This window comes from Pseudomonas cremoris (genome assembly GCF_014230465.1).
Genome location: NZ_JAAXCY010000010.1, coordinates 247994 through 274186 on the forward strand (window position 1 = coordinate 247994; position 26193 = coordinate 274186).

Below are 26193 nucleotides of genomic sequence, written 5' to 3' on the forward strand. Positions count from 1 at the left end.
GGCCTAAATTGTCGGCGAGTTTATCACGCGGCGTCCTTTAAGCGACAAACCCTCACGACCCCCGGCGCGCCTCAGGCCAGGGCTGGCAAAGGCCCAAGCTTGCCCTTGTGGTAGATCATCGGCGTGACCGGTTGCGCGGGCAGGATCAGGTTCTTCACCGCGCCGACGATGATCGCGTGATCGCCGCCGTCGTACTCGCGCCACAGCTCGCACTCGATGATCGCCGTGGCCTTGGCCAGCAGCGGATTGCCCAGCTCGCTCAGGTGCCACTCGATGCCCTTGGCCTTTTCCTTGCCCTTGCCGGCAAACGCGTAGGCTTCGGCGGTTTGGTCGGCGGACAGCAGGTGAATTGCAAAGCGCTTGCTGTCGCGCAGGATCGGGTAAGTGTCGGATGCATAGTTGGGGCAGAACAGCACCAGCGCCGGGTCAATCGACAGCGCACTGAATGCGCTGGCGGTGATGCCGACGATGCCGCCGTCCGGGTCGAGGGTGGTGACCACCGTGACGCCAGACGGGAACGAGCTCATCACGTCTTTGTAAATGCCGGGTTCGATCATGGAGTTGGCCTCTTAACGCATCACAAAAGGATCAGGCATCGGTGCCTGGGACAGGTTGATCCACACCGTTTTCAGCTCGGTGTAGGCCAGCACCGAATCGATGCCGCTTTCGCGTCCATAGCCACTGTTCTTGAAGCCGCCAATCGGCGCCATGGCCGACACGGCGCGGTAGGTGTTGACCCAGATGATGCCTGAGCGCACGTCACGGGCCAGGCGATGGGCGCGGCCGAGGTCGCGGGTCCAGATGCCGGCGGCGAGGCCAAACTGCGAGTCATTGGCGATGACCAGGGCTTCGGCTTCGTCCTTGAAACGAATGACTGAGGCCACTGGGCCGAAGACTTCTTCCTGCATGATCTTCATCGAATTGCGGTCGCATTCGAACAGCGTCGGCTCATAGAACCAGCCTTCGCCCAGGTTCTGCGGGCGTTTGCCGCCGGTGCGCAGGCGAGCGCCTTCGGCGATGGCATCCGCTACCAGGCCTTCGACCACGGCCAGTTGTTGCGCGGTGGCCAGGGGGCCCATTTCGCTGGCGTCATCCTGGGGGTTGCCGATGCGGATGCGTTGGGCACGTGACACCAGGCGTTCGACGAATACATCGTAGATTTCATCCTGCACCAGCAGGCGCGAACCGGACACGCAGCTTTGCCCGGACGCGGCATAGATACCGGCAATCGCACCATTGATGGCGCTGTCCAGGTCGGCATCGGCGAAGATGATGTTCGGCGACTTGCCGCCCAGTTCCAGGGACAGCTTGGCGAAGTTCTCCGCGCTGCTGCGCACCACATGGCGGGCGGTGGCCGCGCCGCCGGTAAAGGCGATCTTGCGCACCAGCGGGTGGCGGGTGAGGGCGGCGCCGGTGCTGGGGCCAAAGCCTGTGACCACGTTGACCACGCCCGGCGGAATGCCAGCTTCCAGCGCCAGACGCGCCAGCTCGAGGATGGTTGCCGAGGCATGTTCTGACGGCTTGATCACGATGGTATTGCCCGCCGCCAAGGCCGGGGCGAGCTTGATCGCGGTCAGGTACAGCGGGCTGTTCCACGGAATGATCGCGGCGACCACGCCCATGGCTTCATGCACGGTGTAGGCAAACAGGTCCGGCTTGTCCAGCGGCAGGGTGCCGCCTTCAAGCTTGTCGGCCAAGCCTGCGGTGTAGTGGAAAAACTCCGGCAGGTAGCTGACCTGGCCACGGGTTTCGCGGATCAGCTTGCCGTTGTCGCGGCTTTCCAGCTGGGCCAGTTGCTCCTTGTTCTCGGCGATCAAATCGCCCAGGCGGCGCAGCAATTTGCCCCGCGCCGTGGCGGTGAGGCCACGCCAGGCCGGGCTGTCGAAAGCCGTTTGCGCAGCCTGTACGGCGCGCTCCACATCGGCTTCATCCGCGTCGGGCAGTTGCGCCCAGGGTTCGGCCAGCGCCGGGTTGAGGCTGTCGAAGGTCTTGCCGGACAGGGCATCGACCCATTCACCGCCGATGCACATCTGGAAGCGTTCAAGCGTCATGCAACGATCCCCTTTATTGGATTGTTTTGGGCGTACACCGTGTCAAGAAAGCCCAGCAGCAACTGGTTGACCAGGCGCGGCGATTCTACCGGCATCATATGCCGTTGCTCGGCCAGCACCGCAACGGTGGCGCCGGGAATTCGATCGGCCAGTTGCCGGGCCATTTCCGGCGTTGAGCCGGGGTCGAGTTCGCCGGTGGCAACCAGAGTGGGCGCGCGCAGGCTCTTGAGGTCGTCGGCGCGGTACATGTCCTGGGTTGCAAACAGCTCGTAAGTCGTGAGGTAGCCCTGGGGGTCGTTGCCCGCCAGGGTTTCGCGCAGTGCCGCGATTTGCGCCGGATTGGCCGCCTGGTATTCACGGCTGAACCAACGTGACAGCGCAGCTTCCGCGTTGGCGTCCGGCCCGTGTTCGGCGGCCTGGGCGGTGCGGGCGATCACGCCGGCACGCTGCTCGGGGCTGCGGTTGAACACACTGTTAAGCACCACCAGGCCTTTGAGGCGTTCGGGGTAATGCAGGGCAAACGCCCGGGCGACCAGGCCGCCCATGGAAAACCCGATCACCGTGGCCTGCGGCAGTGCCAGGTGATCGAGCAGTTCCAGCAACTGGTCGGCATAACCCAGCAGCGGCGTGCCAGCGGCCGGGCGCGGGCTGGCGCCGTGGCCGAGCATGTCGTAGGTGATCACGCGGTAATTCGTGGCCAGGCCAACGACTTGCCCGCCCCACATTTCTTTATTCAGGCCCACGCCGTGGATCAAAACCACAGGCTGGCCTTGGCCGGTCGCCAGATAACTGGTGCCAGCCGGGGTGCGTTCAGCGGTGAGCCGAATCATGGAGCGCTCCTGCATGCCTTTTTTATTGGGGTGCCTGCCGTGCTTACTGAGCCTTTTCGGCGGCCAGTTCTTCCAGGTCGATGTAGCGGTTGCCGATGCGTGGGTGCAGGCGGCCGCCATCGGCGCAGCCCAGTACCACGACGATTTCGTCGGCACGCGGCGAGTCTTCGATCTGCATTTCCAGGGTGATGTAGTGCGAGCGCAGGCCTTCGTCGTCCTTGTGCATCATCGGGATCTGGATCGAGGTGCCCGGACCGCCACGCTTGTTGGTGAAGCTCAGGTAGCTCTTGGCCTTGACCGCTTCACGGTAGTGGTTGCCAAAACGCAGGGTGTGAATGATTGCCGAGGCGTGCTCGATCTCGCCATCAGCACCGACCACGGCCGCTTTACCGTAGGCCTCGATGTTCTCGGCACCACCGATGATGCCCACCAGGCGCTCGACCATCAGTGCGCCGAGGTCGGAGCAGTTGGCGCGGATTTCCGGCTTCAGGTCGTCGACAAAACCACGGCCCAGCCATGGGTTTTTCAGCACGACGGCCAGGCCAACCATTTTCACTGGGGTGTCGGAGGCCTTGCCGCCTTCGATAAAGGTTTCTTCTACATAGCTGACGATTTTGCGGATTTCGAAACTCATGAGCTGCTCCATCTGAGGTGGGGTGGTTTGCGTATGATGGTATACCATAATACGTAAAGCACAAGCGCCACCGATGAGTTCGCTGATGGACGTGGTTGTGAAGTGCGATGTTAAAAAATGTTAAGCTGAAAAAATACTTCACATAATCCGCTCATTGGTGGATGATCGACTCCAATTCCAACGCGGCTCGCCGGTGTGGTGTCTGCCGCCGTTTTCCCCTGGAGTACCCCATGAATAATAAGAATGTCGGTGTTGTTGGTCTGGGCGCGATGGGGCTGGGCATTGCCCGCTCGCTGCTGCGTGCCGGCTTTAAGGTGCATGCCTGTGATGTGCGTGACGTCGTCACCCAACAATTCGCCAGCGAAGGCGGGGTGGCGTGCGCGTCACCGGCGCAAATGGCCGAAGCCTGTGATGTGATCATCACGGTGGTGGTCAACGCCGAGCAGACTGAAACCGTGTTGTTCGGCGAAAACGGCGCCGTAGCCGCAATGCGCCCGGCCAGCCTGGTGATCGGTTGCGCCACCGTGGCACCTACCTACGCCGTAGAGCTGGGCCAGCGCCTGGCTGATCAAGGCCTGCTCTATATAGACGGGCCGATCTCCGGCGGCGCGGCCAAGGCTGCGGCTGGTGAAATGACCATGATGACCTCCGGCCCGCAAGCCGCGTATGCCAAGGCCGAAACCGTACTGGCAGGCATGGCGGGCAAGGTCTATCGCCTGGGCGACGCCCATGGCCTGGGCTCCAAAGTCAAAATCATCAACCAGCTGCTGGCCGGCGTGCATATCGCTGCGTCCGCCGAAGCCATGGCCCTGGGCCTGCGCGAAGGTGTGGATGCCGATGCCTTGTACGAGGTGATCACCCACAGCGCTGGCAATTCCTGGATGTTCGAGAACCGCGTACCGCACATTCTCAAGGCCGACTACACGCCGCTGTCGGCGGTGGATATTTTCGTCAAGGACCTCGGCCTTGTGCTGGATACCGCACGTGCCAGTAAATTCCCGTTGCCGCTGTCCGCCACCGCGCACCAGATGTTCATGCAAGCCTCCAGCGCCGGTTTTGGCCGCGAGGATGATTCGGCGGTGATCAAGATTTTCCCCGGCATCGACCTGCCGACCGCCAAGCCCGACTCTGTTTAAGGAACGCGTCATGACCTCTGCCAACGCGCGCCCTTTGCTGGGCTGCATCGCCGACGATTTCACCGGCGCCACCGACCTTGCCAACATGCTGGTGCGTGGCGGCATGCGCACGGTGCAGAGCATCGGCATCCCCAGTCGCGAAGTTGCGGCCGGGTTGGATGCGGATGCCATCGTCATCGCCCTCAAGTCCCGCACCACGCCAGCCACCGAGGCTGTGGAGGAATCCCTCGCCGCGCTGGCCTGGCTGCGTGAGCAGGGCTGCGAGCAGATTTTCTTCAAGTATTGCTCCACCTTCGATTCCACCGCCGCCGGCAATATCGGCCAGGTCAGCGAAGCGTTGCTCAAGGCCCTGGACAGCGATTTCACCCTGGCGTGCCCGGCATTCCCGGAGAACGGCCGCACGATTTTCCGTGGTCACCTGTTTGTGCAGGACCAGTTGCTCAGCGAATCCGGCATGCAGCATCACCCGCTGACGCCGATGGGCGATGCCAACCTGGTGCGTGTGCTGCAATGCCAGACCCGGTTGCCCGTCGGCCTGTTGCGCTATGACAGCGTGGCGGCGGGCGTAGACGCCACCCGCCAGAAAATCGCCGAACTGCGCGAGCAAGGCGTGGGCATTGCCATCGCCGATGCGTTGTCGGATCAAGACCTCTACACCCTGGGCAGCGCCTGCGCCGACCTGCCGTTGCTGACTGGCGGTTCGGGTCTGGCCCTGGGCCTGCCGGATAATTTCCGCCGTGCCGGCAAACTGCGCGACTTCGATGTGGCGTCGTTGCCGGTGGTCGGCGGTGGCGAAGTGGTGCTGGCCGGCAGTGCGTCGGTGGCCACCCTCGGCCAGGTCGCGGCCTGGTGCGAGGCCGGTCGCCCGGCGCTGCGCATCGACCCGCTGGCTGTGGCAGCCGGTGAACCGGTGGTGGCGCAGGCCCTGGCGTTTGCCCGCGACAGCGCGCAAACCGTGTTGATCTACGCCACCAGCACCCCGGAAGAGGTCAAGGCAGTGCAGCAGCAACTGGGTGTCGAGCGCGCGGGTGCCTTGGTCGAGGACGCGTTGGGCGAGATTGCCCACGGCCTGCGCGAAAGTGGCGTACGACGCTTTGTGATTGCCGGCGGTGAAACCTCCGGCGCGGTGGTCAAGGCGTTGGGCGTGAACTTGCTGCAGATCGGTGCGCAGATTGATCCGGGCGTACCGGCCACGGTCAGCAGCTCCGCCGAACCACTGGCGCTGGCGCTTAAATCCGGCAACTTCGGTGGCCGCGATTTCTTCGCCAAAGCCCTTGCGCAATTGGCCGGAGGTGCCCAATGAGCGGCATCGACGAACAGGCCCAGCGCGAAGAAATCTGCGACGTCGGCCACAGCCTGTACCAGCGCGGTTATACCGTCGGCAGCGCTGGCAATATCAGTGCGCGCCTCGATGATGGTTGGCTGATCACCCCGACCGATGTGTGCCTGGGGCGGCTGTCACCCGCCGCTATCGCCAAGGTCAACCTGAAAGGGGAGTGGGTGTCGGGCGATAAACCGTCCAAGACCCTGGCCCTGCATCGCCAGGTGTATGACCGCAACCCGACGGTGGGCGGCGTGGTGCACACCCATTCCACGCACTTGGTGGCGTTGACCCTGGCGGGCGTGTGGCGGGCGGACGATATCTTGCCGCCACTCACGCCGTACCAGGTGATGAAGGTCGGGCACATTCCCTTGATCGGCTACCAGCGCCCCGGTTCGCCGAAGGTCGCCGAGCAGGTCGCGCAACTGGCCAACAGCGTACGCGGCGTGATGCTCGAGCGCTTGGGGCCGGTGGTCTGGGAAAGCTCGGTGGCCAAGGCCAGCTACGCCCTGGAAGAACTGGAAGAGACCGCACGCCTATGGCTGATGAGCAACCCGCGCCCTGCGCCATTGGACCAGGCCGCTTTGGATGAACTGCGCGAGACGTTCGGCGCGCACTGGTAACACCCACATCGCACGCGTTGCCCCGAGCACCTGCCCAGGCGTTCGACGGTCCCGGTTTGCTTGAAAAACAATAACAACAGGACATTCTCGAATGAGCCCACTGATTTTGATGTTGACCGCCGGCGCCGGTATCGCGCTGCTGCTGTTTCTGGTCCTCAAGTACAAATTCCAGCCGTTTGTCGCGCTGATGCTGGTGAGTATCGTGGTGGCGCTGGTGGCTGGGGTGAAGCCCGCCGACCTGGTGGCAACCATCGAAGGCGGCATGGGCAAGACCCTCGGCCACATCGCGATCATCATTGCCTTGGGCGCGATGATCGGGCGGATCATCGAGTTGTCCGGCGGCGCCGAGGCCCTGGCCAAGACGCTGATCGAGCGCTTCGGCAATCGCCGCACGCCGCTGGCGCTGACCATCGCCGGTTTTATCATCGGCGTGCCGGTGTTCTTTGAGGTCGGGGTGATCATCCTGATGCCGCTGGCCTATGGCGTTGCCCGTCGGGCACGCAAGCCGCTGCTGGTGTTTGCGTTGCCGATGTGTGCGGCGCTGCTCACCGTGCATGCGTTTTTGCCACCGCATCCGGGCGCCGTGGCCGCCGCCAGCCAACTGGGCGCGGACCTGGGCCGGGTGCTGATGTTCGGCCTGCCGATCACTGCATTGCTGTGCTACATCGGCTACCGTGTCGCGGGGCGGATGACGCGTCGCTTCTATCCGATGACCGACGATATCCGCGCTGAGGTGTATGGCCCTCACGTGACCAACGCCGACTTGCAGGCCTGGACCAACGGCACCGAGCACACCGTGCAACAGTCCGCCGTGGCCGAGTCGCATATGGGCCTGGAAGAATCCACCAGTGCCATCGCTGCCAAGCTGCCTGCGGCTCCCGCGCCGGGTTTTGGACTGATCGTCAGCCTGATCCTGCTGCCGATTGTGTTGATCCTGTTGGGGACATTGGCCACTTCGCTGCTGCCGATCGAGTCGACCTTGCGCGGGGTGATGACGGTACTCGGTGCGCCGCTGGTGGCGCTGTTGATCGACACTTTGCTGTGCGCCTGGCTGCTGGGTTCGCGCCGTGGCTGGAGTCGCAGCCAAGTGTCTGACGTGATCGGTTCGGCGTTGCCGGGCGTGGCCATGGTGATCCTGATCGCGGGCGCCGGTGGCGTGTTCGGCAAGGTGCTGGTGGACACCGGCATTGGCGCGGTAGTCTCCGACATGCTGCGCACCACCGGCCTGCCGGTGTTGGCCCTGGGCTTCTTGTTGACCATGTTGCTGCGTGCGGTGCAGGGTTCCACCACCGTGGCGCTGGTGACTACGGCCGGGATCATCAGCCCGTTGATCGCGACCCTCAACCTCACGCCCAACCATATGGCGCTGCTGTGCCTGGCCATGGGCGGTGGCGGGCTGGCAATGTCCCATATCAACGATGCCGGCTACTGGATTTTCACCAAGCTGGCCGGGCTTAATGTGGCGGATGGCCTGCGTACCTGGACCGTGATCACCACGTTGCTCGGCACCTTGGGTTTCCTGATTACCCTGCTGATCTGGCCTTTTGTCTGACCTCTGGGAGTTTTTATGCCTCGTTTTGCTGCCAACCTGAGCATGCTCTACCCGCAACACGACTTTCTCGACCGCTTCGCTGCGGCGAAGGTCGATGGTTTTGACGCGGTGGAATACTTATTTCCCTATGACTACAGCGCGGCTGACCTCAAGCAACGCCTGACTGACAACGGCCTGGTCCAGGCGCTGTTCAACGCACCGCCGGGCGACTGGGCGGCGGGGGAGCGGGGCATTGCAACCTTGCCGGGGCGTGAGGCCGAGTTTCGTATCGGCTTCGACCGGGCGCTGGAGTACGCCGCCGTCCTGGGCAACGACCGTGTGCATGTGATGGCGGGTTTGCTGCCGTTCGAGTCGCTGCGCCAGCGCCATCACGCCGTGTACCTGGAAAACCTCGCCTACGCCAGTGCGGCGGCGGCCAGGTTTGGGGTCACGGTCTTGCTGGAGCCGATCAACACCCGCGACATGCCGGGGTTTTTCCTCAATCGCCAGGACCAGGCCCAGGCGATCTGCCGTGAAGTGGGCGCGAGTAACCTCAAGGTGCAGTTCGACTGCTACCACTGCCAGATTGTCGAGGGTGACGTGGCGACCAAGCTGCGTCGGGATTTTGCGGGGATTGGCCATATCCAGATTGCTGGCGTGCCGGACCGGCATGAGCCGGATTTGGGGGAGCTGAACTATGGGTACCTGTTCGAGCTGATGGACCAGTTGGGCTACGCCGGTTGGGTGGGGTGCGAGTACCGGCCGAAGGGTGATACCTCGGCGGGCCTGCAATGGCTGCGAGATTGGAAGGCGACCCGATAACCGAGCCGAATGCAGTTCAAAATGTGGGAGCGGGCTTGCTCGCGAATACGGAGTGTCAGACTCGAATGAGTTGAATGACACACCGCATTCGCGAGCAAGTCGAATCGTCGCACCGCCGCTCCCACAGTTGATTGCATTTCAAGGGGGGATCAGGTTGGCAGCGAATCCCCAGGCAACATCAACTCAATCCCCCGCTTGCGAATCCCATCCGCTGCCGCCGGGGCCAGGCCGTCGTCGCTGATGATCACGTCGAACGGCTCCAGCCCGGCGATGCGGTACATGCTGAACGTGCCGTACTTGGAACTGCTCGCCACCAGCACCACCTGGGACGCCGATTGCATCGCCACTTGCTTGACCTCCACCTTCAATGCCGAAGGCGTGGTGATACCCCTGTGCAAATCCCACGAGCTGGTGGACACAAACGCGATATCCGTGACCACCTGACGCAAGGTCGCCACCGCCAGCCCGCCGACGGACGAGTGATTGTCATGGTCCAACTGGCCGCCGGTGTGAATCACCGTCACTTGTTGCGCGTCCATCAGCGCCTGCACAATGCCGAAGTCGTTGGTCACTACCGTCATGCCTGACAGCGCCTTGATATACGGCACGATCTCCAGGGTGCTGGTGCCGGCGTCCAGGTACACGGTCATGTCCGCGTGCAGCAGTCGCGCCGCCAACCGGGCCATGGCTTGCTTCTGTGGAAGCTCCACCACGGCTTTGGATTGATGGCTCGGCTCGCTGTGCAACTGGCTGGCGATGCGCACCCCACCGGTCACCGAATAGGCCCGGCCTTCCTGCTCCAACAGCGCGATGTCGCGGCGTACGGTCATGTGCGAGCAGTCGAACATCTCCATCAACTGGTGCACGCTCATCACCTGATGCTTGCGCAACTGCCGCAGGATTTGCTCGCGACGCTGCTCGGGAATCATCGGGGCGCTGCTGTCGGGGGCGGTGTCCTTGGGGGTCGGCATTAAGGCTCCGGATCGGTTTGGCTAAGGTCGGGAAACTGCCGCACATAGTAGCGAATACACGCGGCGTTCGCCTGCCCCCTTGCAGGCGAACGCCGTGGGAAGCGGCCTAGAACTTGAAGCGGCCCACCAACCCTTTGAGCTGGCCGGAAATGTCTGTCAGCCGGCCTGACCCGGTCTGCGCCGAGTGGGCGAAGCCTTCCACCAGTTGCGCATCGGCATGGATCTGCGCGATATGGCGGTTGATCTCTTCGGCCACTTGGTGCTGTTCTTCGGCAGCGGTGGCGATCTGGGTGTTTTGGTCGCGGATCGAGTCCACCGAACCACGGATCTTGTCGAAGCTGTCGCGGGCCTGTTGGATACGTTCCACGCTGGTGTGGGACACCAGCAGGCTGCCTTGCATCTGCTGCGTCACTTCCTGGGTGCGACGGGCAAGGTTGCCCAGCAGGCTGTCGATCTCGCCGGTGGAATCGGCGGTGCGGCGGGCCAGGGCGCGGACCTCGTCGGCCACGACCGCAAAGCCGCGGCCCTGGTCGCCGGCGCGTGCCGCCTCGATAGCCGCGTTGAGCGCCAGCAAGTTGGTCTGCTCGGCAATCGAACGGATGGTATCGAGGATAGTGTTGATGTTCTGGCTGTCCTGCTCCAGCAACTGCATGGTCTGGGTCGACTTTTGCAGGTCTTCACTGAGCTTGAGCACGCTGCCGGTGGCTTCGCCGATGTGCTGCTGGCCGTCGTGCACATCGCGATAACCTTCATCGGCGCTGGTGGCGGCAGCGCTGCAGGAGCGCGCGACTTCGTTGGCGGTGGCCACCATTTCGTTGAACGCGGTGCTCACCAGCTCCACGGCTTCGCGCTGCCGGCCAGCAGCCTGGTTCATGTTGTTGGCCACTTCGCTGGTGTCGGCGGCGGCGGTTTGCAGGTCGGAAGAGGCGTTGCCGATGCGCTGCACCAGTTGGGCGATCATGCTCAGGAACTGGTTGAACCAGCCCGCCAGGCTGGCGGTTTCGTCCTTGCCCTGCACTTTGAGTTGGCGGGTCAGGTCGCCTTCACCCTCGGCAATTTCTTGCAGGCCGTCGGCCACGCCACGGATCGGGCGCACAATCACGCTGGCGAAACTGGCGCCGACAATCGCAAAGACCACCGCCAATGCGGCGGCAATAGCCGCGATCAACCAGGTGAGGCTGGTGGCGCCAGCCATCACTTCTTCGCGCTTGATCAGGCCAATAAAGCGCCAGCCCAGGTCTTTGGAGCTGACCACGTTGGCCATGTAGGCCACGCCATCGATGTCGATCTGGGTCACGCCGTCGCCGCGCTTGGCCAGTTCGGCGTAGTTGGGGCCCAGGTCGGCCATGGGTTTGAAGTTGTGCTTGGCATCGCTGGGGTCGACCAGCACGTTGCCGTTTGCTTCCACCAGCATCAGGTAGCCGCTGTCGCCCAACTTGATGTTGCGCACCAATTCGGTGAGCTGCTTGAGCGACACGTCCAGGCCAACTACACCGAGGACGTTGCCGGTGGCATCGGCGACGGTGTGCACGGTGCCGATCAGCACCACGTCGTCCGGCGCCCAGTAGTAGGCGCCCGTGCGTACGGTGGTGCCCGGTGCGGCGATGGCGGCCTTGTACCAGGGGCGTACGCGTGGGTCGTAGTTGTTCAGTTTGGTGTCGTCCGGCCAGCTGGCGTAGCCGCCGTCGGCGAGGCCCAGTGACAGGTAGGCGGTGCTGGGGTGGCTTTTGGCGAACTGGTCGAAAATCGCCAGCAGCTCTTTATTCGTTGGTGTGAGCGGGATTTGCGCGGCGTCGGCGCCGGCGTAGCTCTTGAGGTCCTTGGCCGCGACAACGCGCGGGTCCTTGGCCACGTACTCGACGTTTTGGCTGATGCCGTCGAAGAACTGCTTCATGCCATTGTCGATCTGACGGATCTCGCGGCCGCTGCTGTCGAGGAAGTTGGCCAGGGCCCCGTCACGCACATTCAGCACGACCAATACAGCCACCAGGACAACCGGGACGCACGCGATGGCCGCAAACGCCCAGGTCAGCTTTTGCTTGATGTTCATGATTTCTCCTGCGGGTATTTATAGTTTTGGCAAGGAAGGAAACGGTAGCGGTGGCGTCGCATGTGTTGTTATTGAGGGGGTATGGCCCATGCGTACCCTCGGTATATCGACCGATGGGTCACGCACTTTAGGCCAGTAATACAGGGCGGACGGACGGTTAGCCGATTCGGTCGCCACCCAGCGCATCACGCTGCATCGACTGCAGGTTTTTCTCGATGGTTTCGCAGATGGTTTCCATCTGGATCTGGTGTTCGCTTGCGCGGAAGGGGCTTTGCAGATCGGTGCCGATGCGTTCGATGGCCAGCAGCATGAAACCCACCACGGTTGACGCCAGTGGGGTAAACCAGCCGAGGGATTCCACCAAGCCTATCGGCACGATCAGGCAGAACAACGAAATAAACAGGCGCGGGAAGTACACGTAGGGATAGGGCAATGGGGTGTTGGCGATGCGCTCCATGCCGCCCTGGGCGTTCGACAAGTCCACCAGCGTAGACTCCAGGCGCGCCAGGCGAATGCTGTCCAGGTGGCCGGCCTTGTATTCCTTGGCCAGCAACGCCGCTGATCCGGTGAGGATATCGTTGGCAAAGTTATTGGTGGCGCCGCTGCGGGCAAATTCATCCGATGGGATAAACGCACGCACTTCGTCGGGGCACGGCTGGCCCTTGAGGTGGGCAGCCAGGCAATTCACATAAGCGACATGACGGCGCAGTAGGGTGGCTTTGACCGGGTTTACCTCGTTGCCGGGGTCATCCAGCAAGGTCAGTACCTGGCGGGCAAAACTGCGCGAGTTGTTGACCATCGCGCCCCACAGTGTGCGGGCTTCCCACCAGCGGTTGTAGGCGCTGCTGTTGCGAAAGCTGATGAGCACAATCAGTGCCGAACCCAGCAGGGTCAGCGGCATCAGCGGCAGATTCAGTTTGGCGTTGAGAAACAGCATGAAGTCCACGGTGACAGCGATGTCCCACAGCAACAGCCAGAACAGGGCCCAGCCCACGTAGCCCATGGTCTTGATGATCAGGCGGTATTTTTTGACGATGGCGGCTTTCAAACGAGGACCTCGCGGCGAGCGGTAAGCAACAGTGCCTTAGCTCGGACGCGGGGTAGGGGGGAAAGGTTCGCAGGTTAGCTGAAGCGAAACTTAATGCTGGGCCAGGATGCTTGCCAGCAACCCGGGAAACCGTCCTTCAAGATCGTCGGCCCGCAATGCGTTCATGTGGGTGGTGCCCACGCTGCGGGTTTGCACCAACCCGGCATCACGCAACACGCGAAAGTGGTGAGACATGCTGGACTTGGGCCGCCCGCCGTCCAGTTCACCACAGGTGGCCTCGGGCACGCCGGCCAGGCAGCGCACGATTTCCAGGCGCACCGGATCGCTCAGGGCGTAGAGCACGCGTTCGAGGGTCAGGTCTTGCAGGGCTGGGTGTTTGAAGGCTCGCATGGGGCGCATGATAACTGGGGGTTTCGTTCAAGGCTATAGTTCGACTACTATCGAACTATCGAATCATCCACACACTTGCTGGAGTCAACCATGTCCGCATTGTTCGAACCGTTCAAACTCAAAGACGTCACCCTGCGCAATCGCATCGCCATCCCGCCGATGTGCCAGTACATGGCCGATGATGGCATCGTCAACGACTGGCACCATGTGCATTTGGCCGGTATGGCCCGTGGCGGGGCAGGGCTGGTGGTGGTCGAAGCCACTGCGGTGGCGCCGGAAGGCCGTATCACCCCAGGCTGCACCGGCTTGTGGAGCGACGCACACGCCCAAGCGTTCGAGCCGATCGTCAAAGCCATCAAGGCCGCAGGCTCCGTGCCGGGCATCCAGATCGGCCACGCCGGGCGTAAAGCCAGCGCCAACCGCCCGTGGGAAGGCGATGACCATATGGCAGCCTCCGATGCACGCCGCTGGGAAACCATCGCGCCGTCGGCCATTGCGTTTGGTGCCAACCTGCCGCAAGTGCCCCGCGCCATGACCCTGGACGACATCGCCCGCGTACGCCAGGACTTCGTCGACGCCGCCCGCCGTGCCCGTGACGCCGGTTTTGAGTGGATTGAACTGCACTTCGCCCACGGTTACCTGGGCCAAAGCTTCTTCTCTGAACACTCCAACCAGCGCACCGACGCCTATGGCGGCAGCCTTGACAACCGCAGCCGTTTCCTCTTGGAAACCCTGGCCGCCGTGCGTGAAGTCTGGCCAGAAAACCTGCCGCTGACCGCGCGTTTTGGCGTGATTGAATATGACGGTCGCGACGAGCAGACCCTCGCCGAGTCCATCGAACTGGCGCGTAACTTCAAGGCCGGCGGCCTCGACCTGCTGAGCGTCAGTGTCGGTTTCACCATTCCCGATACCAACATCCCGTGGGGCCCGGCCTTCCTGGGCCCAATCGCCGAACGCGTGCGCCGTGAAGCCGGTATCCCCGTCACCTCGGCCTGGGGTTTTGGCACGCCACAACTGGCCGAAGGTGCGTTGCAGGCTGGGCAGCTGGATCTGGTTTCGGTGGGCCGTGCACATTTGGCTGACCCGCATTGGGCGTACTTTGCGGCCAAGGAGCTGGGGGTTGAGAAGTCGTCATGGACCTTGCCGGCGCCATACGCGCATTGGTTGGAGCGGTATCGCTGAGGCGAACCGAGTGTGATTCGACAGCCACTCGCAAGAGTGGCTTTTTTTTGCGACGGGTTTTCATCAAGTGGATACAAAGCTGTTACTCAAAAAATAGTGAATGAGAACGCATATCAATAATTGGTAAGTTGGTATACCATCCTGCCGCGAAAATCTGGCAGGTATGCCACCCCATCTGGCTCATTCACTAGGTTCCTCCCCTATGCGTCGTACCCTGGTTTCCATCTGTGTGCTTCAGGCGTTTTCCCCTTTGAGTTGGGCCGAAGTCGAGCCGGTCGAAAAAGCCGGTCTTGAGTTGCAGGCCACCAACATCACCGGCACTGCCGACTATGAAACCGCCCAGGGGCCGGTGCAGGGATACCGCGCCACGCGTTCGGCCAGTGCGACGCGTACCGATACCTCCATCCATGAAACCCCGCAGTCCATCAGCGTCGTGACAAAGGACGCGGTCGAAGACATCGGCGCCACTCGCTTGCAGGACGCGCTGGACTACGCCGGTGGCGTTGGCCGTGCCAACAACTTCGGCGGGCAGGGCCTCACCACCTTTACCGTGCGGGGCTTCACCACCGGCGAGTTCTACCGCAACGGCTTCCCGATCAACCGTGGCTACCCGAACATGCCGGACGCCAACACCATCGAGCGCCTTGAAGTGCTACGCGGCCCGGCGACCATGCTCTACGGCCGTGGCGATCCGGGCGGCACGTTCAACGTGGTGTCCAAGCAACCGCTGCCTGAGCGCACCGTGACCCTGGGCAGCCAGTTAAGCGATCAGGGCATGCGTCGCGGCACGCTGGATGCTTCCGGCCCGCTGGATGATGAAGGCCGCTTGGCCTATCGCCTGAACGTGGTAGGCGAGGGCGGTGACACCTTCCGTGACCATGTGGAGACCGAGCGCTATGGCGTCACCCCGGTGATCACCTGGCAGGCCACCGAAGACACCAAGCTGATCTTCGAAGGCGACTTCATGCGCAACAACCATCCGCTGGATCGTGGTCTCACGCGCTACGCAAACCAGAAAGGCACGCCATCTCGCGACACCTTCTGGGGCGAGAAAGACATCGGCAAACTGCACAACGACAACAGCATGGCGCAGCTGCGTTTTGAGCACCTGCTAAACGACAACTGGACCTTGGGCGGTGGCTTCCAATGGCTGGACGGCACCCTGCAAGGCAATGCGATCGAAGCCAACAGCCTGGCTGCTGACGGCCGCACCCTCAGCCGTAACTTCAACTACCGCAAGCTGGAGTGGACCGACAAAGACACCCAGCTCAACCTCACTGGCCATTTTTCCACCGGCGGTTTTGAGCACACCCTGCTCACAGGCGTGGAGTTCGAAGACTACGACTACAAGTCGATCATCCAGCGTTCCAGCGGTGCGGCGGGCACTTATCCAATCGATATCTTCAACCCGGTCTACGGCCAGCCGCGCCCGGCGCTGACGCGCACGCCGACCCACGACAAGGAAAACCTCAAGACCTACGCCGCCTTCGTCCAGGACCAGGTCGCGCTCACCGAGCGCCTCAAAGTGCTGGCGGGCGCGCGTTTCGAGCGCTTTGAACACGACTACCACACCTATGTGCCGGGCGGTAAAAGCTGGGAAGCCAGCGACAACGCCGTCACTCCACGCGTGGGCGTGACCTATGACCTGACCGAGACCGTCGCGGTCTACGCCGACGCCGCACGTTCGTTCAAGCCCAATACTGGCGCCAGCCGCCAAGGCGGTGGATTTGAACCGGAAAAAGGCAAGTCCTATGAGATGGGCATCAAGTGGGAAGCGCTGGATCACGCGTTGAGCGTCGACGCGGCGATCTACCAGATCGAGAAGAAAAACGTGCTCACCACCGACCCTGTGGATTCCACGTTCAGCGTGGCCGCCGGCCAAGTCCGCAGCCGTGGTTTCGACCTGAATGTAGCCGGCAACCTCACGCCTGAATGGCGCGTGATCGGAGGCTACGCCTACGTGGACGCCGAGGTTACCAAGGACAACAGCATCCGCGTCGGCTCTCGACTGGCCAACATCCCGCGCAGCAGTTTCAGTTTGCTCAACGTCTACGAGTTCCAGGACGGTGCCCTTAAGGGCCTGGGCCTTGGCGCCGGTAGCAAGTATGTCGCTGAACGTGTTGGCCAGACCTCCAACACACCGTTCTCGATGGGCGCGTACACCGTCGTCGACCTGCTCAGCTACTACAAGGTCAACGAAAAAGTACGGCTGAACCTGGACGTGAAGAACCTGTTCAACCGCGATTATGAAGAGGGCGCGTTCGGCAACATCTACGCCTACCCGGGCGCACCGCGCACGTTGCAGGTCGGCATTGCCTACACCCTGTAAAGGCAAAGCCGCTTGCAATCACGCAGTGTGATTGCAAGCGGTAGTCGTCAGCCCCCGAACACCGGGTGGGACGACTTTTCGATTGCCGCCATGGCGTCGGCCCGGCTCATCAAGCCGGACTCTTCCAGAATCGACAACAACGAGCGCCCTTGCTCCACTGACTGGCGTGCCAGCTTGCTGACGCGCGCGTAGCCCAATTGCGGCACCAGCGCGGTGGCGACCGCCATCGATTGGGTCAGATGGTGCTCATTACGCTCGGCATGCGCGGTGATCCCGACGATGCACTTTTCGCGAAAACGTTGGATGCCTTGGGTCAACAGCGCAATGCTGTCGAACACCCGAGACGCCACCAGCGGCTCGAAGTGGTTGATCTCTAGCTGGCCTGCCTGAACCGCCTGCGCCACCGCCGCATCGTTGCCGATGACCGCGAAGCTCAGTTGAATCATCGCCATCGGCAACACCGGATTGACCTTGCCGGGCATGATCGACGAGCCAGCCTGGGCTTCGGGCAGTTTCAACTCACCAATCCCGCCGACCGGGCCGGACGATAGCAAGGTCAGGTCCGTGGCGATCTTGGCCAGGGATGCCGAGCAGGTGCGCAGCTCCGCTGACACCCGGGAAAACACATCCATGTTCTGCATCGCATCGAAGGCATTCGACGGTGCCTGGTACCCGATGCCAGTGATGTGCACCAGGTGTTGGTACACCGCGTCGCGATACGCTGCCGGCGCACCGAACCCAGTGCCGATAGCGGTGCCGCCCAGCGGCAGGGTGCACAGTGTATCGCGCACGCTGGTCAGCTCTGCCGCGAGGCGATGGGTGAGGGCGGCATAGCCGGAAAACAGCTGGCCCAGGCGCATTGGCTGGGCGTCCTGCAGGCAGGTGCGGCCCAGGTGCAGGATGTCGGCAAACTGTGCGGTTTTGTGGTCGAAGCTGGCGGCCAATTGTTCCACTTCATCGATCAACGGCCCGAGCATGGCGTGGGTGGCGATCTTCAGGGCGGCCGGGTACACATCATTGGTCGACTGTGAGGCGTTCACATGGTCATTGGGGTGAACCACCTCATACGAGCCCGCAGCATGGCCCATCAACTGCTGGGCACGGTTGGCGATGACCTCGTTGAAGTTCATGTTGGTGGACGTGCCACCGGAGCCTTCCAGCAGATCGACGATCAGCGAGTCGTCGCACTGGCCGGCAATCACCTCGGCGCAGGCTTGCACGATGGCTTCACACTGGGGTTGGGCAAGCACGCCGCAGGCTTGGTTGGCCAGCGCGGCCGCCCATTTGCACTGTGCGAAAGCGGCACGAAAGGCCGGGTAATGAGCAATGGTCAGCGGTGAAACGCTGAGGTTGTCGAACCCGCGTACCGAGTTCACCCCATACAGCTTGTTGGCCGGAATCTGTACTTCACCGACGTAATCGGTTTCCGACCGTGTAGCGGCAGAATCAAAAATACTCACGAGCATCACCCTCATCAAATTGGATTAACGCCTCCACCCCTTTGTCCAGCGCCTTGAGCCTGGGCAAGAAGGAATGGCGGATCACATCACGCGCCGTTTCGCAGGCATCGGCGAAAAAGGCGCTGTATTCATTGCGTCGCGCAACCAAGTAGAGCGAACGCTCCAGTTGCAGGTCCGGGGTAAGGTGCGCGGTCACGTTGTCGACCCAGGCACTGGCCTGTAAAAAACACATGGGGCTGGTCACGGCCCAGCCGATACCTTCGGCGACCATGGACGTCAGTGCATCGGCGTTGTCCAGTTCCAGGCGGTTGGGGACCCGCACATTCAAGCTGCGCAAATGACGCTCGATCTGCAGCCCTACCTGGGACATCCGGTTGAAGCGCACCACCGGCAGCACATTGGCCAGCGCTCGTACGTCATCGACAGTGTTGATGTCGCTGCGCAACTGCTTGGGTGTGATGACAAAGTACTTCTCTGAAAACAGCCGATAACGAATCACGTCATTGGCGTCCATCAGCGGGTCGCTGGTCACGATCAGGTCCAGGTCTCGGCGCAGCAGCGATTCACCCTGTTGTGGGCTGAGCCCGGTGCGAATCGACAACTGCGCCACCTTGCCCAGCAGTTGGCGGGTGAACACCGAGCCACAGGTGGCCGCAAAGGAGTCCACCAGGCCGATGCGCAGGTCCGGGTTCACGCCGCGCCCGGCGTCGATCACCTGGGCCTTGAGGTGCGAAAGTTCCTCACTCAACACCGAGCCTCGGTTGCGCAGTGCAACCCCAAATGCGGTAAGGGCCATCGGCCGGGTGGTGCGGTCCACCAGCACCACGCCCAGTTCATCTTCCAGCTGGCGCACCATCTGCGACACGCCCGACTGGGAAATGCCCATGCGCGCGGCCGCCCCCGACATGCTGCCTTCCTCGGCAACCGCGATAAACACCTGGACCGCATACATGTCGATAAGCCTGTTCGCTGACATCTTCATCCTCGCTTGATGCTGTTATTCGATGGCGACGGTGGACTGTGTCGCAGGGGACTCGGGGGTGATTCCCGACAAGTCTTCCTGGCTGGTTTCCGGAGCAAACACATGGCAGACCACGCCGCCAATGATCAGGACGCCGACGCACACGCCCAACGCCGCATGAACGCCCACTTGCTGCACGGCGATCGGCAGCAAGAACGTCGCCACAGCCGAGCCGAACCGGCTTGCAGCCACAGCCAGGCCGATCCCCGAGGCCCGCAGGTGGGTAGGGAACAATTCAGGTGGGTAGACGAATTCGAGGTTGACCGCAGCCGCCATTACGCAGGCAAAGAAGCCGAAGGCGAGGATGGTGCCCAGTGGGCCAAAACCGGCATAGGCCAGCACGGCCAGGCCTGCTGCACTCAGGTAGAAGGTGCCCACCAGGAAAACACGCCGGGACACGCGGTCAATCACCATCAAACCCAGCAAGGCGCCGAGAAACAGCAACACGTTATAGACCAGGCCGCCAACAAACTTGTCCTGCACATTCAGCGCTTCCAGCACCTTGGGTGCGAAGGTGCCCAGGGCGAAGAAGGGAATGACCTGGCAGGTGTAGAACACACAACCCACCAAGATGTTTTTGCGCCAGCGCGGGCTGAACAGTTCGCTCCAGCTGCCGCGCCGTTTTTGCACGTCAGCCTGGGCCACGGGTGCGGGTAGGTAAACGTGGGGGCCGAATTTGCTGCGCACAATTGCCAACGCTTCCTGGCTGCGCCCGCGGGCCATCAGCCAAATGGGCGATTCAGGCACACCCATGCGCAGCGGCAGAATAAGCAATGCGGGCACGCCACTGAGCGCCAGCATCACGCGCCAGGCATCCGGGCCTATATCGCGAATGGCAAAGCCCACCAGGTAGGCCGCCACATAACCCGCGGCCCACGCCGCCGCCAGCACACTGAGCAAACGCCCGCGGTATCGGCGGGGGGCGAACTCGGTCACCAGCGACTTGCTCACCACATAGTCGAAGCCCAGCACCAGGCCCAGCAACAGGCGCAGTGCCAACAGTTGTTCGGAGGAGGTGACAAAGAACTGTGAGGCGCTGATGACTGCGAACAACAGCATGTCCCAGGCGAAAATCGTCCGCCGGCCGAACTTGTCGGCGATAGGGCCGGCAAACAGGCTGCCGAGGAACAGGCCGGCCAAGGAGGCTGCACCCAGCAAGCCCATCCACAGTGCCGTCAGTTGTAGCGGCCCGGCTGCCATGCTGACGGCGATCCCGATAATGCCTAGCACAAAACCATCACTGAACTGGCCGCCCGTACCGCTGAATACCGTGCGGATATGGAAGCGGCTCAGCGGAAGGTCTTCGAACGCGACTTGACCACTCATTCATCTCTCCACTTGCATTTTTATAGTTGTGGGGTCCGGTGCATGAGCACCGTTGAGAGCGAGTCTAGGGCGACAACTTCACGAAAACAGCAACCGCTTTGTGAGTATCAGGATAGCTGATACTCGGTGCCGGATTTCTTGAAGCTAAGGGGCGCGGGGGTTGGGCGGGGTCAAGTGGGAGCGTCGAGCCGCCGCTCCCACAGGTATTTATTCGATCGGGTATTTCTTGAACGCCGGATGCTGTTCCAGGCGCTCAGCCAGGCGTTTCAAGTTGGGAAACGCATCTGCCTTCACCACCGACGCCACGGTGTACTGGCTGAAAGACCAGGCCACGGCGGCGGTGAGGGTGGCTTGGTCGAGTGCATCGCTGTCGCCCAGTTGCTTCTCCAGCAGCGAGTAGGCCGCCAGCAACTGCCCGCTGATTCGATCAAGCCACGGCGCATGCAGTTTCTCGGCCGGGCGCAGGTTGTGTTCATACACGATCTGCACGCTCTTCTCGCAGGCCGCCAGGGCCAGGCCCAGCAGTTGCAGGTCGTGGGCGCGGGCGGCGGGCGCCTGGGGCAGCAGCTTTTTATCGGCGGGGGCCTGGCTTTCCAGGTAGTCGAGGATCAGGCTGGAGTCCATCAGCACCGTGCCATCGTCGAGTACCAGGGTCGGGGCCTTGACCACCGGGTTGATCTGGGAAAACTCCGCGAAGGTGCTGAACACCGACAGCGATTGATGCTCAAAATCCACCCCGTATAAGTCCAGGGAAATGGCCACGCGGCGTACGTAAGGCGAGTCCAGCATACCGATCAGTTTCATGCAGCCTCCATTGCTTTGAACGTCATTGGCTCAAGAGAGTAAGGGCACTTGATCGGCCTGTGCAATGGCTTCCCACAGTTGCCGATAGGCCTGCACCAATTGCTCCAGGCTGAACGCCAGGTTGCGCCCGCTGGGGTTGGGCAGCACCCACACGGCTGCGCCGCCCAGCAACTGCGGTTGCAGGCCCCAGGCTATGTCGCGCTGGCCGGACAGCGCGCTGTAGCCGGGCTTGCCCAGAAACGCCACGAAGCGCGGCCGGCAACGGCGAATCTTCTGTTCAAACGCTGCCGCCGCATCGGTGAATTCATGCCGCGCCAACTCGCCCGCGCTCGCCGTAGGGCGCTCCACCACGGTGGTCAGGCCGCAGCCGTAGCGCAGCAATGTAGGGCCGTCTTCGGGGCGTATCTCATGGGGGGTGAACCCGGCCAGGTGCAAGGTGCGCCAGAAGCGGTTGCTGCGATTGGCAAAGTGCAGGCCGAGGGCGGCGGATCCCTTGCCGGGGTTGATACCGCAGAACACCACGCGCAAGTGGTCGGCGAGGATGTCTTCGAGGCGGTCACTCATGTGGGGTCTACCTGCAAATGGGCCAGCAGCCAGGCGGTGAAACTGCGCGCCAGTGGGTCGTTCTCGCTGTCGCGATGGGTCAGCAATGCCCAACTGGGGCCGCGAATGGTCGCGTCTACCAGGGGCGTGAGCAACCCGTCTTGTTGCGCCTGGTGGCTGAGCAACTGACTGACCAGGCCAATCCCCAGCCCGCTGCACACCGCATCCAGCAACAACCCCGGATCGGAAAAATTCAGCCCCTGATCCTGCTGGCCCACGTCGATCCCGGCTTCCACCGCCCAATGGCTCCAGTCCATTTCACGCTCACCGTGCAAGGTGGTGCGCTGAGCCTGGGGCACATTCAGCACGCGCGGATGGCACGCGGGGAAAAGCCGGTCGGCGTGCAATACCGTGAAGCTGCATTCGGCCTGAGAACTGATGTCATCGCGTACCGCCAGGTCGATGGTCTGGCTGGCCATGTCGGGCACTTCGTCGGTGCTGAAAATCCACAGGTCGACCTCCGGATGGCGCTGGCGGAAATCAGCCAGGCGCGGCAGCAGCCAGTGGCGGGCGAAGGTCGGCGTGGTGTTGAGCACCAGTTGATTGGGTTTGCGGTACTGCCCCAGGCGCCGCACGCCCACCGCCAGTTGCTGCAACAGCGCCTGGGTGGTGCTGAGGAAGTCGTGACCGGCGTCGGTGAGGCTCACGCTGCGGCCGCTGCGCAAAAACAGCGGTTGCTCCAGGTACGCCTCCAGGCTGCGGATCTGCTGGCTGATCGCCGATTGGGTCAGGTGCAGTTCTTCGGCGGCCTTGTGGAAACTGCCCAGCCGGGCAGCGGCTTCAACGCCACGCAGGGTGCCGAGGGGCGGCCAGTGGTTGAGCATGCTGATAAGTTCCTCTAATCAGTTTTCTACAAAATCCATCGTTTGTTTGGTCTTAAGAGCCACCGTAGCATGCATGCCAAGACTCCGCGGTCAGTTTTACCTGAACACAATGACTTAACTCAAAGGTACTTGTCATGCAGCAGAATGCAATGCACAACAACGGTTGGTGGATGCCCGCGGAGTGGTCCCGACATGCGGCAACCTGGATGGTCTGGCCGCATAATCGGGCGTTGTGGGAAACCACCTGGGGCGTGACCCTGGCCCAAGTGCAGCAGGATTTCGCCCGGGTGGCCAACGCAATTGCGCGGTTCGAACCGGTGAAGATGGTCGTTGATCCCTCGGCAGTGGCGGGCGCCAAAGCCTTGTGCGGGGCGGGTATCGAGCTGATAGAGCAGGCGGTCAACGACAGCTGGTGCCGGGATTCGGGCCCGAGTTTCATCTGTCACCCGCAGCAAGGCGTTGCCGGCGTGAGCTGGCGCTTCAATGCGTGGGGCGGCAAGTCGGCCCATGACCTGGATGAAAGCCTGGCGCGCCGGGTACTCAACGACCTGGGCCTGGAGTGTTTCGGCACACCGCTGGGCAATGAAGGCGGCGCCATCCATGTGGACGGCGAAGGCACGCTGATCACCACCGAGTCGGTATTGCTCAACCCCAACCGCAACCCCGGCATGACCAAAGCCGAGGTGGAGGCCATTTTTGCGCGCCTGCTGGGCATCAAGAAAACCATCTGGCTGCCCGGCGACCCGGATCATGTCACCGGTGACATGACTGACGGGCACGTCGACGGCGTTTGCGCCTTCGCCCGCCCCGGCGTACTGCTGGTAGACGCTACCCACGACAGAGGTTCGGTCTACGCCGAAGTGGTGCGCGAAAACCGCCGTGCCCTGGAACTGGCCACCGACGCCCGAGGCCGCCGCTTTGAAATGCTCGAACTGTTCGAAGCCACTGACGCCGTCGACACCGAGGCCGAGGTGTTCTGCGCCTCCTACACCAACTTCTACATCGCCAACGGCGCAATCATCATGCCGGCCTATGGCATTGCCGCCGACCAGGTCGCGGCTGGGGTGTTGGCCCAGGCGTTCCCCGGTCGCGAAATCGTGCCGGTGCACATCAACCATCTGGCCCATGGCGGCGGCGGGGTGCATTGCATCACCCAGCAGCAACCCGTGCAGGTGATGCCATGAGCCTGTTGACGATTGCCACCACGCAGATGCCGTGCACCTGGGACTTGCCAGGCAACCTTGATCGCGCCGAGCAGTTGGTGCGCGAGGCGGCGGCGAAGGGCGCCCAGGTGATCCTGCTGCAGGAGTTGTTCGCCACGCCGTATTTTTGTATCGAGCAGCACCACAAGCATTTGGCCCTGGCCGAGGAATACCAGCGCAGCCCGGTGCTCAAGCGCTTTGCCGCCTTGGCCAAGGAACTGGGCGTCGTGCTGCCGCTGAGCTGGTTTGAAAAAGCCGGCAATGCGTTCTTCAACTCCCTGAGCGTCGCCGATGCCGACGGGCAATTGCTGGGGGTGTATCGCAAGACCCATATCCCCAACGCCATCGGTTATCAGGAGAAGGAGTATTTCAGCCCCGGCGACACCGGCTTCCGCGTGTGGGATACGGCATTCGGGCGCCTGGGTATCGGCATCTGCTGGGACCAGTGGTTTCCCGAAACCGCCCGCTGCCTGGCGTTGCAAGGCGCCGAGGTGCTGCTGTTTCCCACGGCCATTGGCTCCGAACCGGGCTGTGCCAGTCTCGATTCCCGCGATCACTGGCAGATGACCATGCGTGGCCACGCCGCGGCGAACATTCTGCCGGTGGTGGCGGCCAACCGTGTCGGACGGGAAGTGGCGACCACCGACGCAACCCTGCACATGCAGTTCTACGGTTCGTCGTTTATCTGCAACCACAAGGGCGCGCTGTTGGCCGAGGCTGACCGCGACAGCACCGGCGTGCTCGTGCACAGCCTGGACGTGGCCGCGATGCGCGAGGAACGCCTGACCTGGGGCATCTTCCGCGACCGCCGCCCGGAAATGTACAGCGGCCTGCTCACTCTGGACGGACGTCAATCATGAAACGGCTCCTGACCTGCACCCTGATGCTCACCGCCACCTGCGTCGCGGCCGAAGACAAAACCCTCAAGCTCTACAATTGGGCTGACTACTTCGCCGCCGACACTCTGGCCAAATTCACCGCCGAGACCGGTATCAAGGTGATCTACGACGTGATGGATGGCAGCGAAACCCTGGAAGCCAAGTTGATGGCCGGCGGCAGCGGCTACGACCTGATCTTCCCCGGCGACACCGTAGCCGAGCGCCTGATGCGCGCGGGCAGCCTGCAGGCACTGGACCCTGCCAAGCTCACCGCGCTGGACGATATCGAGCCGGGGTTGCAGAAACTGCGCAGCCACTACGTCAACTCGAACAAGGCTACGGTGCCCTACACCTGGGGCACCATCGGCCTGACCTACAACACCCGGCAGATCGAACAACGCCTGCCGAATGCACCGGTCAACAGCCTGGACTTGTTGTTCAAGCCGGAACTGGCCGCCAAGTTTGCCGACTGCGGTATCTCGCTGATCGACTCGCCGGATGAAGTGTTGGCCGTGGTGCTCAACTATTTGGGCCGCGACCCGCGCAGTGCCAAGCGCGAAGACCTGGCGGCGGCCAGCGAGTTGCTGCTCAAGCTGCGCCCGTATATCCGCAAGTTCCAGTCGCAACCGGTGACCGACCTGGTCAACGGCAACCTGTGCCTGTCCCTGGGCTACAGCGGCGACATGACCCAGGCCCAGCGCGCCGCCGATGCCGCCGGCAAACCGGTGACCTTCGGCTATCACATCCCCCGCGAAGGCACCACGGTGTGGATGGACACCATGGCCATACCGATCGACGCCCAACACCCGGAATACGCCTACGCGTTTATCAACTTTGTGATGCGCCCGCAGAACATGGCTGCTATCACCAACTTCACCGGTTACCCGACCGCCAACGCCAAGGCCCGGCCAGACGTGGAGGCCAGCATGCGTGACAACCCGCAGATCTATCCCGATGCCGCAACCTTTGACCGGTTGATTGCCGGCAAGGACATCCCCCAGGCCGATATGCGTGCACGCATGCGCGTGTGGACTAAATTCAAAACCCAACAATGATTGATGTGTAGTGAGCGAGCTTGCTCGCGCTGGAGTGCGTAGCGCTCCCGCTTTTTTTGGGGCCGCTACGCAGCCCGGCGCGAGCAAGCTCGCTCACTACGG

The 26193-nt window shown here is 62.5% G+C and carries 23 protein-coding genes and 2 pseudogenes; 10 read left to right on the forward strand and 15 right to left on the reverse strand.

What is annotated here, in order from left to right; genetic code table 11:
* Positions 1–71 precede the first annotated feature (71 nt).
* Genes HF257_RS24265 through HF257_RS24280 form a run of 4 tightly spaced genes read right to left on the reverse strand, consistent with a single transcriptional unit; the run spans position 72 to position 3515 of the window.
* Entirely contained in the window at positions 72–557 is a 486-nt protein-coding gene (locus HF257_RS24265; protein WP_185710649.1) for a flavin reductase family protein, read from the reverse strand.
* Positions 558–569: 12 nt separating this feature from the next.
* Positions 570–2051, reverse strand: a complete 1482-nt coding sequence (locus HF257_RS24270; protein WP_185710650.1) for an aldehyde dehydrogenase — start codon at positions 2049–2051, stop codon at positions 570–572.
* The gene (locus HF257_RS24275; RefSeq protein WP_185710651.1) at positions 2048–2881 is read right to left on the reverse strand and encodes an alpha/beta fold hydrolase; all 834 of its coding nucleotides are present in this window, start codon (positions 2879–2881) and stop codon (positions 2048–2050) included. Before HF257_RS24275 ends, HF257_RS24270 begins: the two co-directional genes overlap by 4 nt.
* 43 nt (positions 2882–2924) lie before the next feature.
* Complete coding sequence (locus tag HF257_RS24280) at positions 2925–3515, reverse strand: amino acid synthesis family protein (RefSeq protein ID WP_185710652.1); 591 nt, start codon at positions 3513–3515, stop codon at positions 2925–2927.
* 230 nt (positions 3516–3745) lie between these two features.
* On the opposite strand from HF257_RS24280, the gene ltnD reads away from it, so the two are divergent.
* The 5 genes from ltnD (at position 3746) to otnI (ending at position 8948) form a co-directional block, all read left to right on the forward strand.
* Positions 3746–4651: an L-threonate dehydrogenase gene (ltnD, locus tag HF257_RS24285; protein ID WP_185710653.1), complete on the forward strand. Its 906-nt coding sequence runs from the start codon at positions 3746–3748 to the stop codon at positions 4649–4651.
* 10 nt (positions 4652–4661) lie between these two features.
* A complete protein-coding gene (gene otnK, locus HF257_RS24290) occupies positions 4662–5954 on the forward strand; it encodes a 3-oxo-tetronate kinase (RefSeq protein WP_185710654.1) in 1293 nt (430 codons plus the stop codon).
* The gene (otnC, locus tag HF257_RS24295; protein ID WP_185710655.1) at positions 5951–6595 is read left to right on the forward strand and encodes a 3-oxo-tetronate 4-phosphate decarboxylase; all 645 of its coding nucleotides are present in this window, start codon (positions 5951–5953) and stop codon (positions 6593–6595) included. The genes otnK and otnC overlap by 4 nt, the downstream gene beginning before the upstream one ends.
* A gap of 91 nt (positions 6596–6686) precedes the next feature.
* Complete coding sequence (locus tag HF257_RS24300; RefSeq protein WP_185710656.1) at positions 6687–8147, forward strand: GntT/GntP/DsdX family permease; 1461 nt, start codon at positions 6687–6689, stop codon at positions 8145–8147.
* A 15-nt stretch (positions 8148–8162) separates the two neighbouring features.
* A complete protein-coding gene (gene otnI, locus HF257_RS24305; RefSeq protein WP_185710657.1) occupies positions 8163–8948 on the forward strand; it encodes a 2-oxo-tetronate isomerase in 786 nt (261 codons plus the stop codon).
* A gap of 149 nt (positions 8949–9097) precedes the next feature.
* On the opposite strand, the gene HF257_RS24310 is transcribed toward otnI, so the two are convergent.
* From HF257_RS24310 to HF257_RS24325, 5 genes and pseudogenes are all read right to left on the reverse strand, one after another.
* The gene (locus HF257_RS24310; protein ID WP_185710658.1) at positions 9098–9919 is read right to left on the reverse strand and encodes a DeoR/GlpR family DNA-binding transcription regulator; all 822 of its coding nucleotides are present in this window, start codon (positions 9917–9919) and stop codon (positions 9098–9100) included.
* Between the two features lie 106 nt (positions 9920–10025).
* Positions 10026–10541, reverse strand: a pseudogene (locus tag HF257_RS33670) (methyl-accepting chemotaxis protein); the annotation flags it as partial.
* 348 nt (positions 10542–10889) lie between these two features.
* Positions 10890–11969 (reverse strand): annotated as a pseudogene (locus tag HF257_RS33675) (HAMP domain-containing protein); the annotation flags it as partial.
* 157 nt (positions 11970–12126) lie between these two features.
* On the reverse strand, positions 12127–13017 hold the full coding sequence (locus tag HF257_RS24320; protein WP_185710660.1) for a bestrophin family protein: 891 nt from the start codon (positions 13015–13017) through the stop codon (positions 12127–12129).
* A 90-nt stretch (positions 13018–13107) separates the two neighbouring features.
* Positions 13108–13407, reverse strand: a complete 300-nt coding sequence (locus HF257_RS24325; protein WP_185710661.1) for an ArsR/SmtB family transcription factor — start codon at positions 13405–13407, stop codon at positions 13108–13110.
* Between the two features lie 90 nt (positions 13408–13497).
* Here HF257_RS24325 and HF257_RS24330 point away from each other — a divergent pair, with 90 nt between their 5' ends.
* Both HF257_RS24330 and HF257_RS24335 read left to right on the forward strand, forming a co-directional pair.
* Complete coding sequence (locus tag HF257_RS24330) at positions 13498–14589, forward strand: NADH:flavin oxidoreductase/NADH oxidase (RefSeq protein ID WP_185710662.1); 1092 nt, start codon at positions 13498–13500, stop codon at positions 14587–14589.
* 202 nt (positions 14590–14791) lie between these two features.
* Positions 14792–16918, forward strand: a complete 2127-nt coding sequence (locus HF257_RS24335) for a TonB-dependent siderophore receptor (RefSeq protein ID WP_185710663.1) — start codon at positions 14792–14794, stop codon at positions 16916–16918.
* A 47-nt stretch (positions 16919–16965) separates the two neighbouring features.
* Here the strand turns inward: HF257_RS24335 and HF257_RS24340 are convergent, their stop codons facing one another.
* The 6 genes from HF257_RS24340 to HF257_RS24365 all read right to left on the reverse strand — a co-directional run bounded on the left by HF257_RS24340 (position 16966) and on the right by HF257_RS24365 (position 22956).
* Complete coding sequence (locus HF257_RS24340) at positions 16966–18378, reverse strand: aspartate ammonia-lyase (protein ID WP_332872248.1); 1413 nt, start codon at positions 18376–18378, stop codon at positions 16966–16968.
* Entirely contained in the window at positions 18365–19354 is a 990-nt protein-coding gene (locus tag HF257_RS24345; RefSeq protein WP_185710665.1) for a LysR family transcriptional regulator, read from the reverse strand. The genes HF257_RS24340 and HF257_RS24345 overlap by 14 nt, the downstream gene beginning before the upstream one ends.
* A 21-nt stretch (positions 19355–19375) precedes the next feature.
* Complete coding sequence (locus HF257_RS24350; RefSeq protein WP_185712116.1) at positions 19376–20725, reverse strand: MFS transporter; 1350 nt, start codon at positions 20723–20725, stop codon at positions 19376–19378.
* Between the two features lie 207 nt (positions 20726–20932).
* A complete protein-coding gene (locus HF257_RS24355; RefSeq protein ID WP_185710667.1) occupies positions 20933–21529 on the reverse strand; it encodes a glutathione S-transferase family protein in 597 nt (198 codons plus the stop codon).
* A 30-nt stretch (positions 21530–21559) separates the two neighbouring features.
* A complete protein-coding gene (gene mug, locus HF257_RS24360; RefSeq protein ID WP_185710668.1) occupies positions 21560–22093 on the reverse strand; it encodes a G/U mismatch-specific DNA glycosylase in 534 nt (177 codons plus the stop codon).
* Entirely contained in the window at positions 22090–22956 is an 867-nt protein-coding gene (locus tag HF257_RS24365) for a LysR substrate-binding domain-containing protein (RefSeq protein WP_185712117.1), read from the reverse strand. The genes mug and HF257_RS24365 overlap by 4 nt, the downstream gene beginning before the upstream one ends.
* A 134-nt stretch (positions 22957–23090) precedes the next feature.
* Here HF257_RS24365 and HF257_RS24370 point away from each other — a divergent pair, with 134 nt between their 5' ends.
* The 3 genes from HF257_RS24370 to HF257_RS24380 are packed head-to-tail and all read left to right on the forward strand — an operon-like array spanning position 23091 to position 26091.
* Positions 23091–24140, forward strand: a complete 1050-nt coding sequence (locus tag HF257_RS24370; RefSeq protein ID WP_185710670.1) for an agmatine deiminase family protein — start codon at positions 23091–23093, stop codon at positions 24138–24140.
* Positions 24137–25018: an N-carbamoylputrescine amidase gene (aguB, locus tag HF257_RS24375; protein WP_185710671.1), complete on the forward strand. Its 882-nt coding sequence runs from the start codon at positions 24137–24139 to the stop codon at positions 25016–25018. Before HF257_RS24370 ends, aguB begins: the two co-directional genes overlap by 4 nt.
* Complete coding sequence (locus HF257_RS24380) at positions 25015–26091, forward strand: extracellular solute-binding protein (protein ID WP_185710672.1); 1077 nt, start codon at positions 25015–25017, stop codon at positions 26089–26091. Before aguB ends, HF257_RS24380 begins: the two co-directional genes overlap by 4 nt.
* The last annotated feature ends 102 nt before the right edge of the window (positions 26092–26193 follow it).

Coding starts and splice junctions, on each gene's coding strand:
- HF257_RS24265 (WP_185710649.1), bottom strand. CDS start 557: ATGATCGAACCCGGCATTTACAAAGACGTGATGAGCTCGTTCCCGTCT.
- HF257_RS24270 (WP_185710650.1), bottom strand. CDS start 2,051: ATGACGCTTGAACGCTTCCAGATGTGCATCGGCGGTGAATGGGTCGAT.
- HF257_RS24275 (WP_185710651.1), bottom strand. CDS start 2,881: ATGATTCGGCTCACCGCTGAACGCACCCCGGCTGGCACCAGTTATCTG.
- HF257_RS24280 (WP_185710652.1), bottom strand. CDS start 3,515: ATGAGTTTCGAAATCCGCAAAATCGTCAGCTATGTAGAAGAAACCTTT.
- ltnD (WP_185710653.1), top strand. CDS start 3,746: ATGAATAATAAGAATGTCGGTGTTGTTGGTCTGGGCGCGATGGGGCTG.
- otnK (WP_185710654.1), top strand. CDS start 4,662: ATGACCTCTGCCAACGCGCGCCCTTTGCTGGGCTGCATCGCCGACGAT.
- otnC (WP_185710655.1), top strand. CDS start 5,951: ATGAGCGGCATCGACGAACAGGCCCAGCGCGAAGAAATCTGCGACGTC.
- HF257_RS24300 (WP_185710656.1), top strand. CDS start 6,687: ATGAGCCCACTGATTTTGATGTTGACCGCCGGCGCCGGTATCGCGCTG.
- otnI (WP_185710657.1), top strand. CDS start 8,163: ATGCCTCGTTTTGCTGCCAACCTGAGCATGCTCTACCCGCAACACGAC.
- HF257_RS24310 (WP_185710658.1), bottom strand. CDS start 9,919: ATGCCGACCCCCAAGGACACCGCCCCCGACAGCAGCGCCCCGATGATT.
- HF257_RS24325 (WP_185710661.1), bottom strand. CDS start 13,407: ATGCGAGCCTTCAAACACCCAGCCCTGCAAGACCTGACCCTCGAACGC.
- HF257_RS24330 (WP_185710662.1), top strand. CDS start 13,498: ATGTCCGCATTGTTCGAACCGTTCAAACTCAAAGACGTCACCCTGCGC.
- HF257_RS24335 (WP_185710663.1), top strand. CDS start 14,792: ATGCGTCGTACCCTGGTTTCCATCTGTGTGCTTCAGGCGTTTTCCCCT.
- HF257_RS24345 (WP_185710665.1), bottom strand. CDS start 19,354: ATGTCAGCGAACAGGCTTATCGACATGTATGCGGTCCAGGTGTTTATC.
- HF257_RS24350 (WP_185712116.1), bottom strand. CDS start 20,725: ATGAGTGGTCAAGTCGCGTTCGAAGACCTTCCGCTGAGCCGCTTCCAT.
- HF257_RS24355 (WP_185710667.1), bottom strand. CDS start 21,529: ATGAAACTGATCGGTATGCTGGACTCGCCTTACGTACGCCGCGTGGCC.
- mug (WP_185710668.1), bottom strand. CDS start 22,093: ATGAGTGACCGCCTCGAAGACATCCTCGCCGACCACTTGCGCGTGGTG.
- HF257_RS24365 (WP_185712117.1), bottom strand. CDS start 22,956: ATGCTCAACCACTGGCCGCCCCTCGGCACCCTGCGTGGCGTTGAAGCC.
- HF257_RS24370 (WP_185710670.1), top strand. CDS start 23,091: ATGCAGCAGAATGCAATGCACAACAACGGTTGGTGGATGCCCGCGGAG.
- aguB (WP_185710671.1), top strand. CDS start 24,137: ATGAGCCTGTTGACGATTGCCACCACGCAGATGCCGTGCACCTGGGAC.
- HF257_RS24380 (WP_185710672.1), top strand. CDS start 25,015: ATGAAACGGCTCCTGACCTGCACCCTGATGCTCACCGCCACCTGCGTC.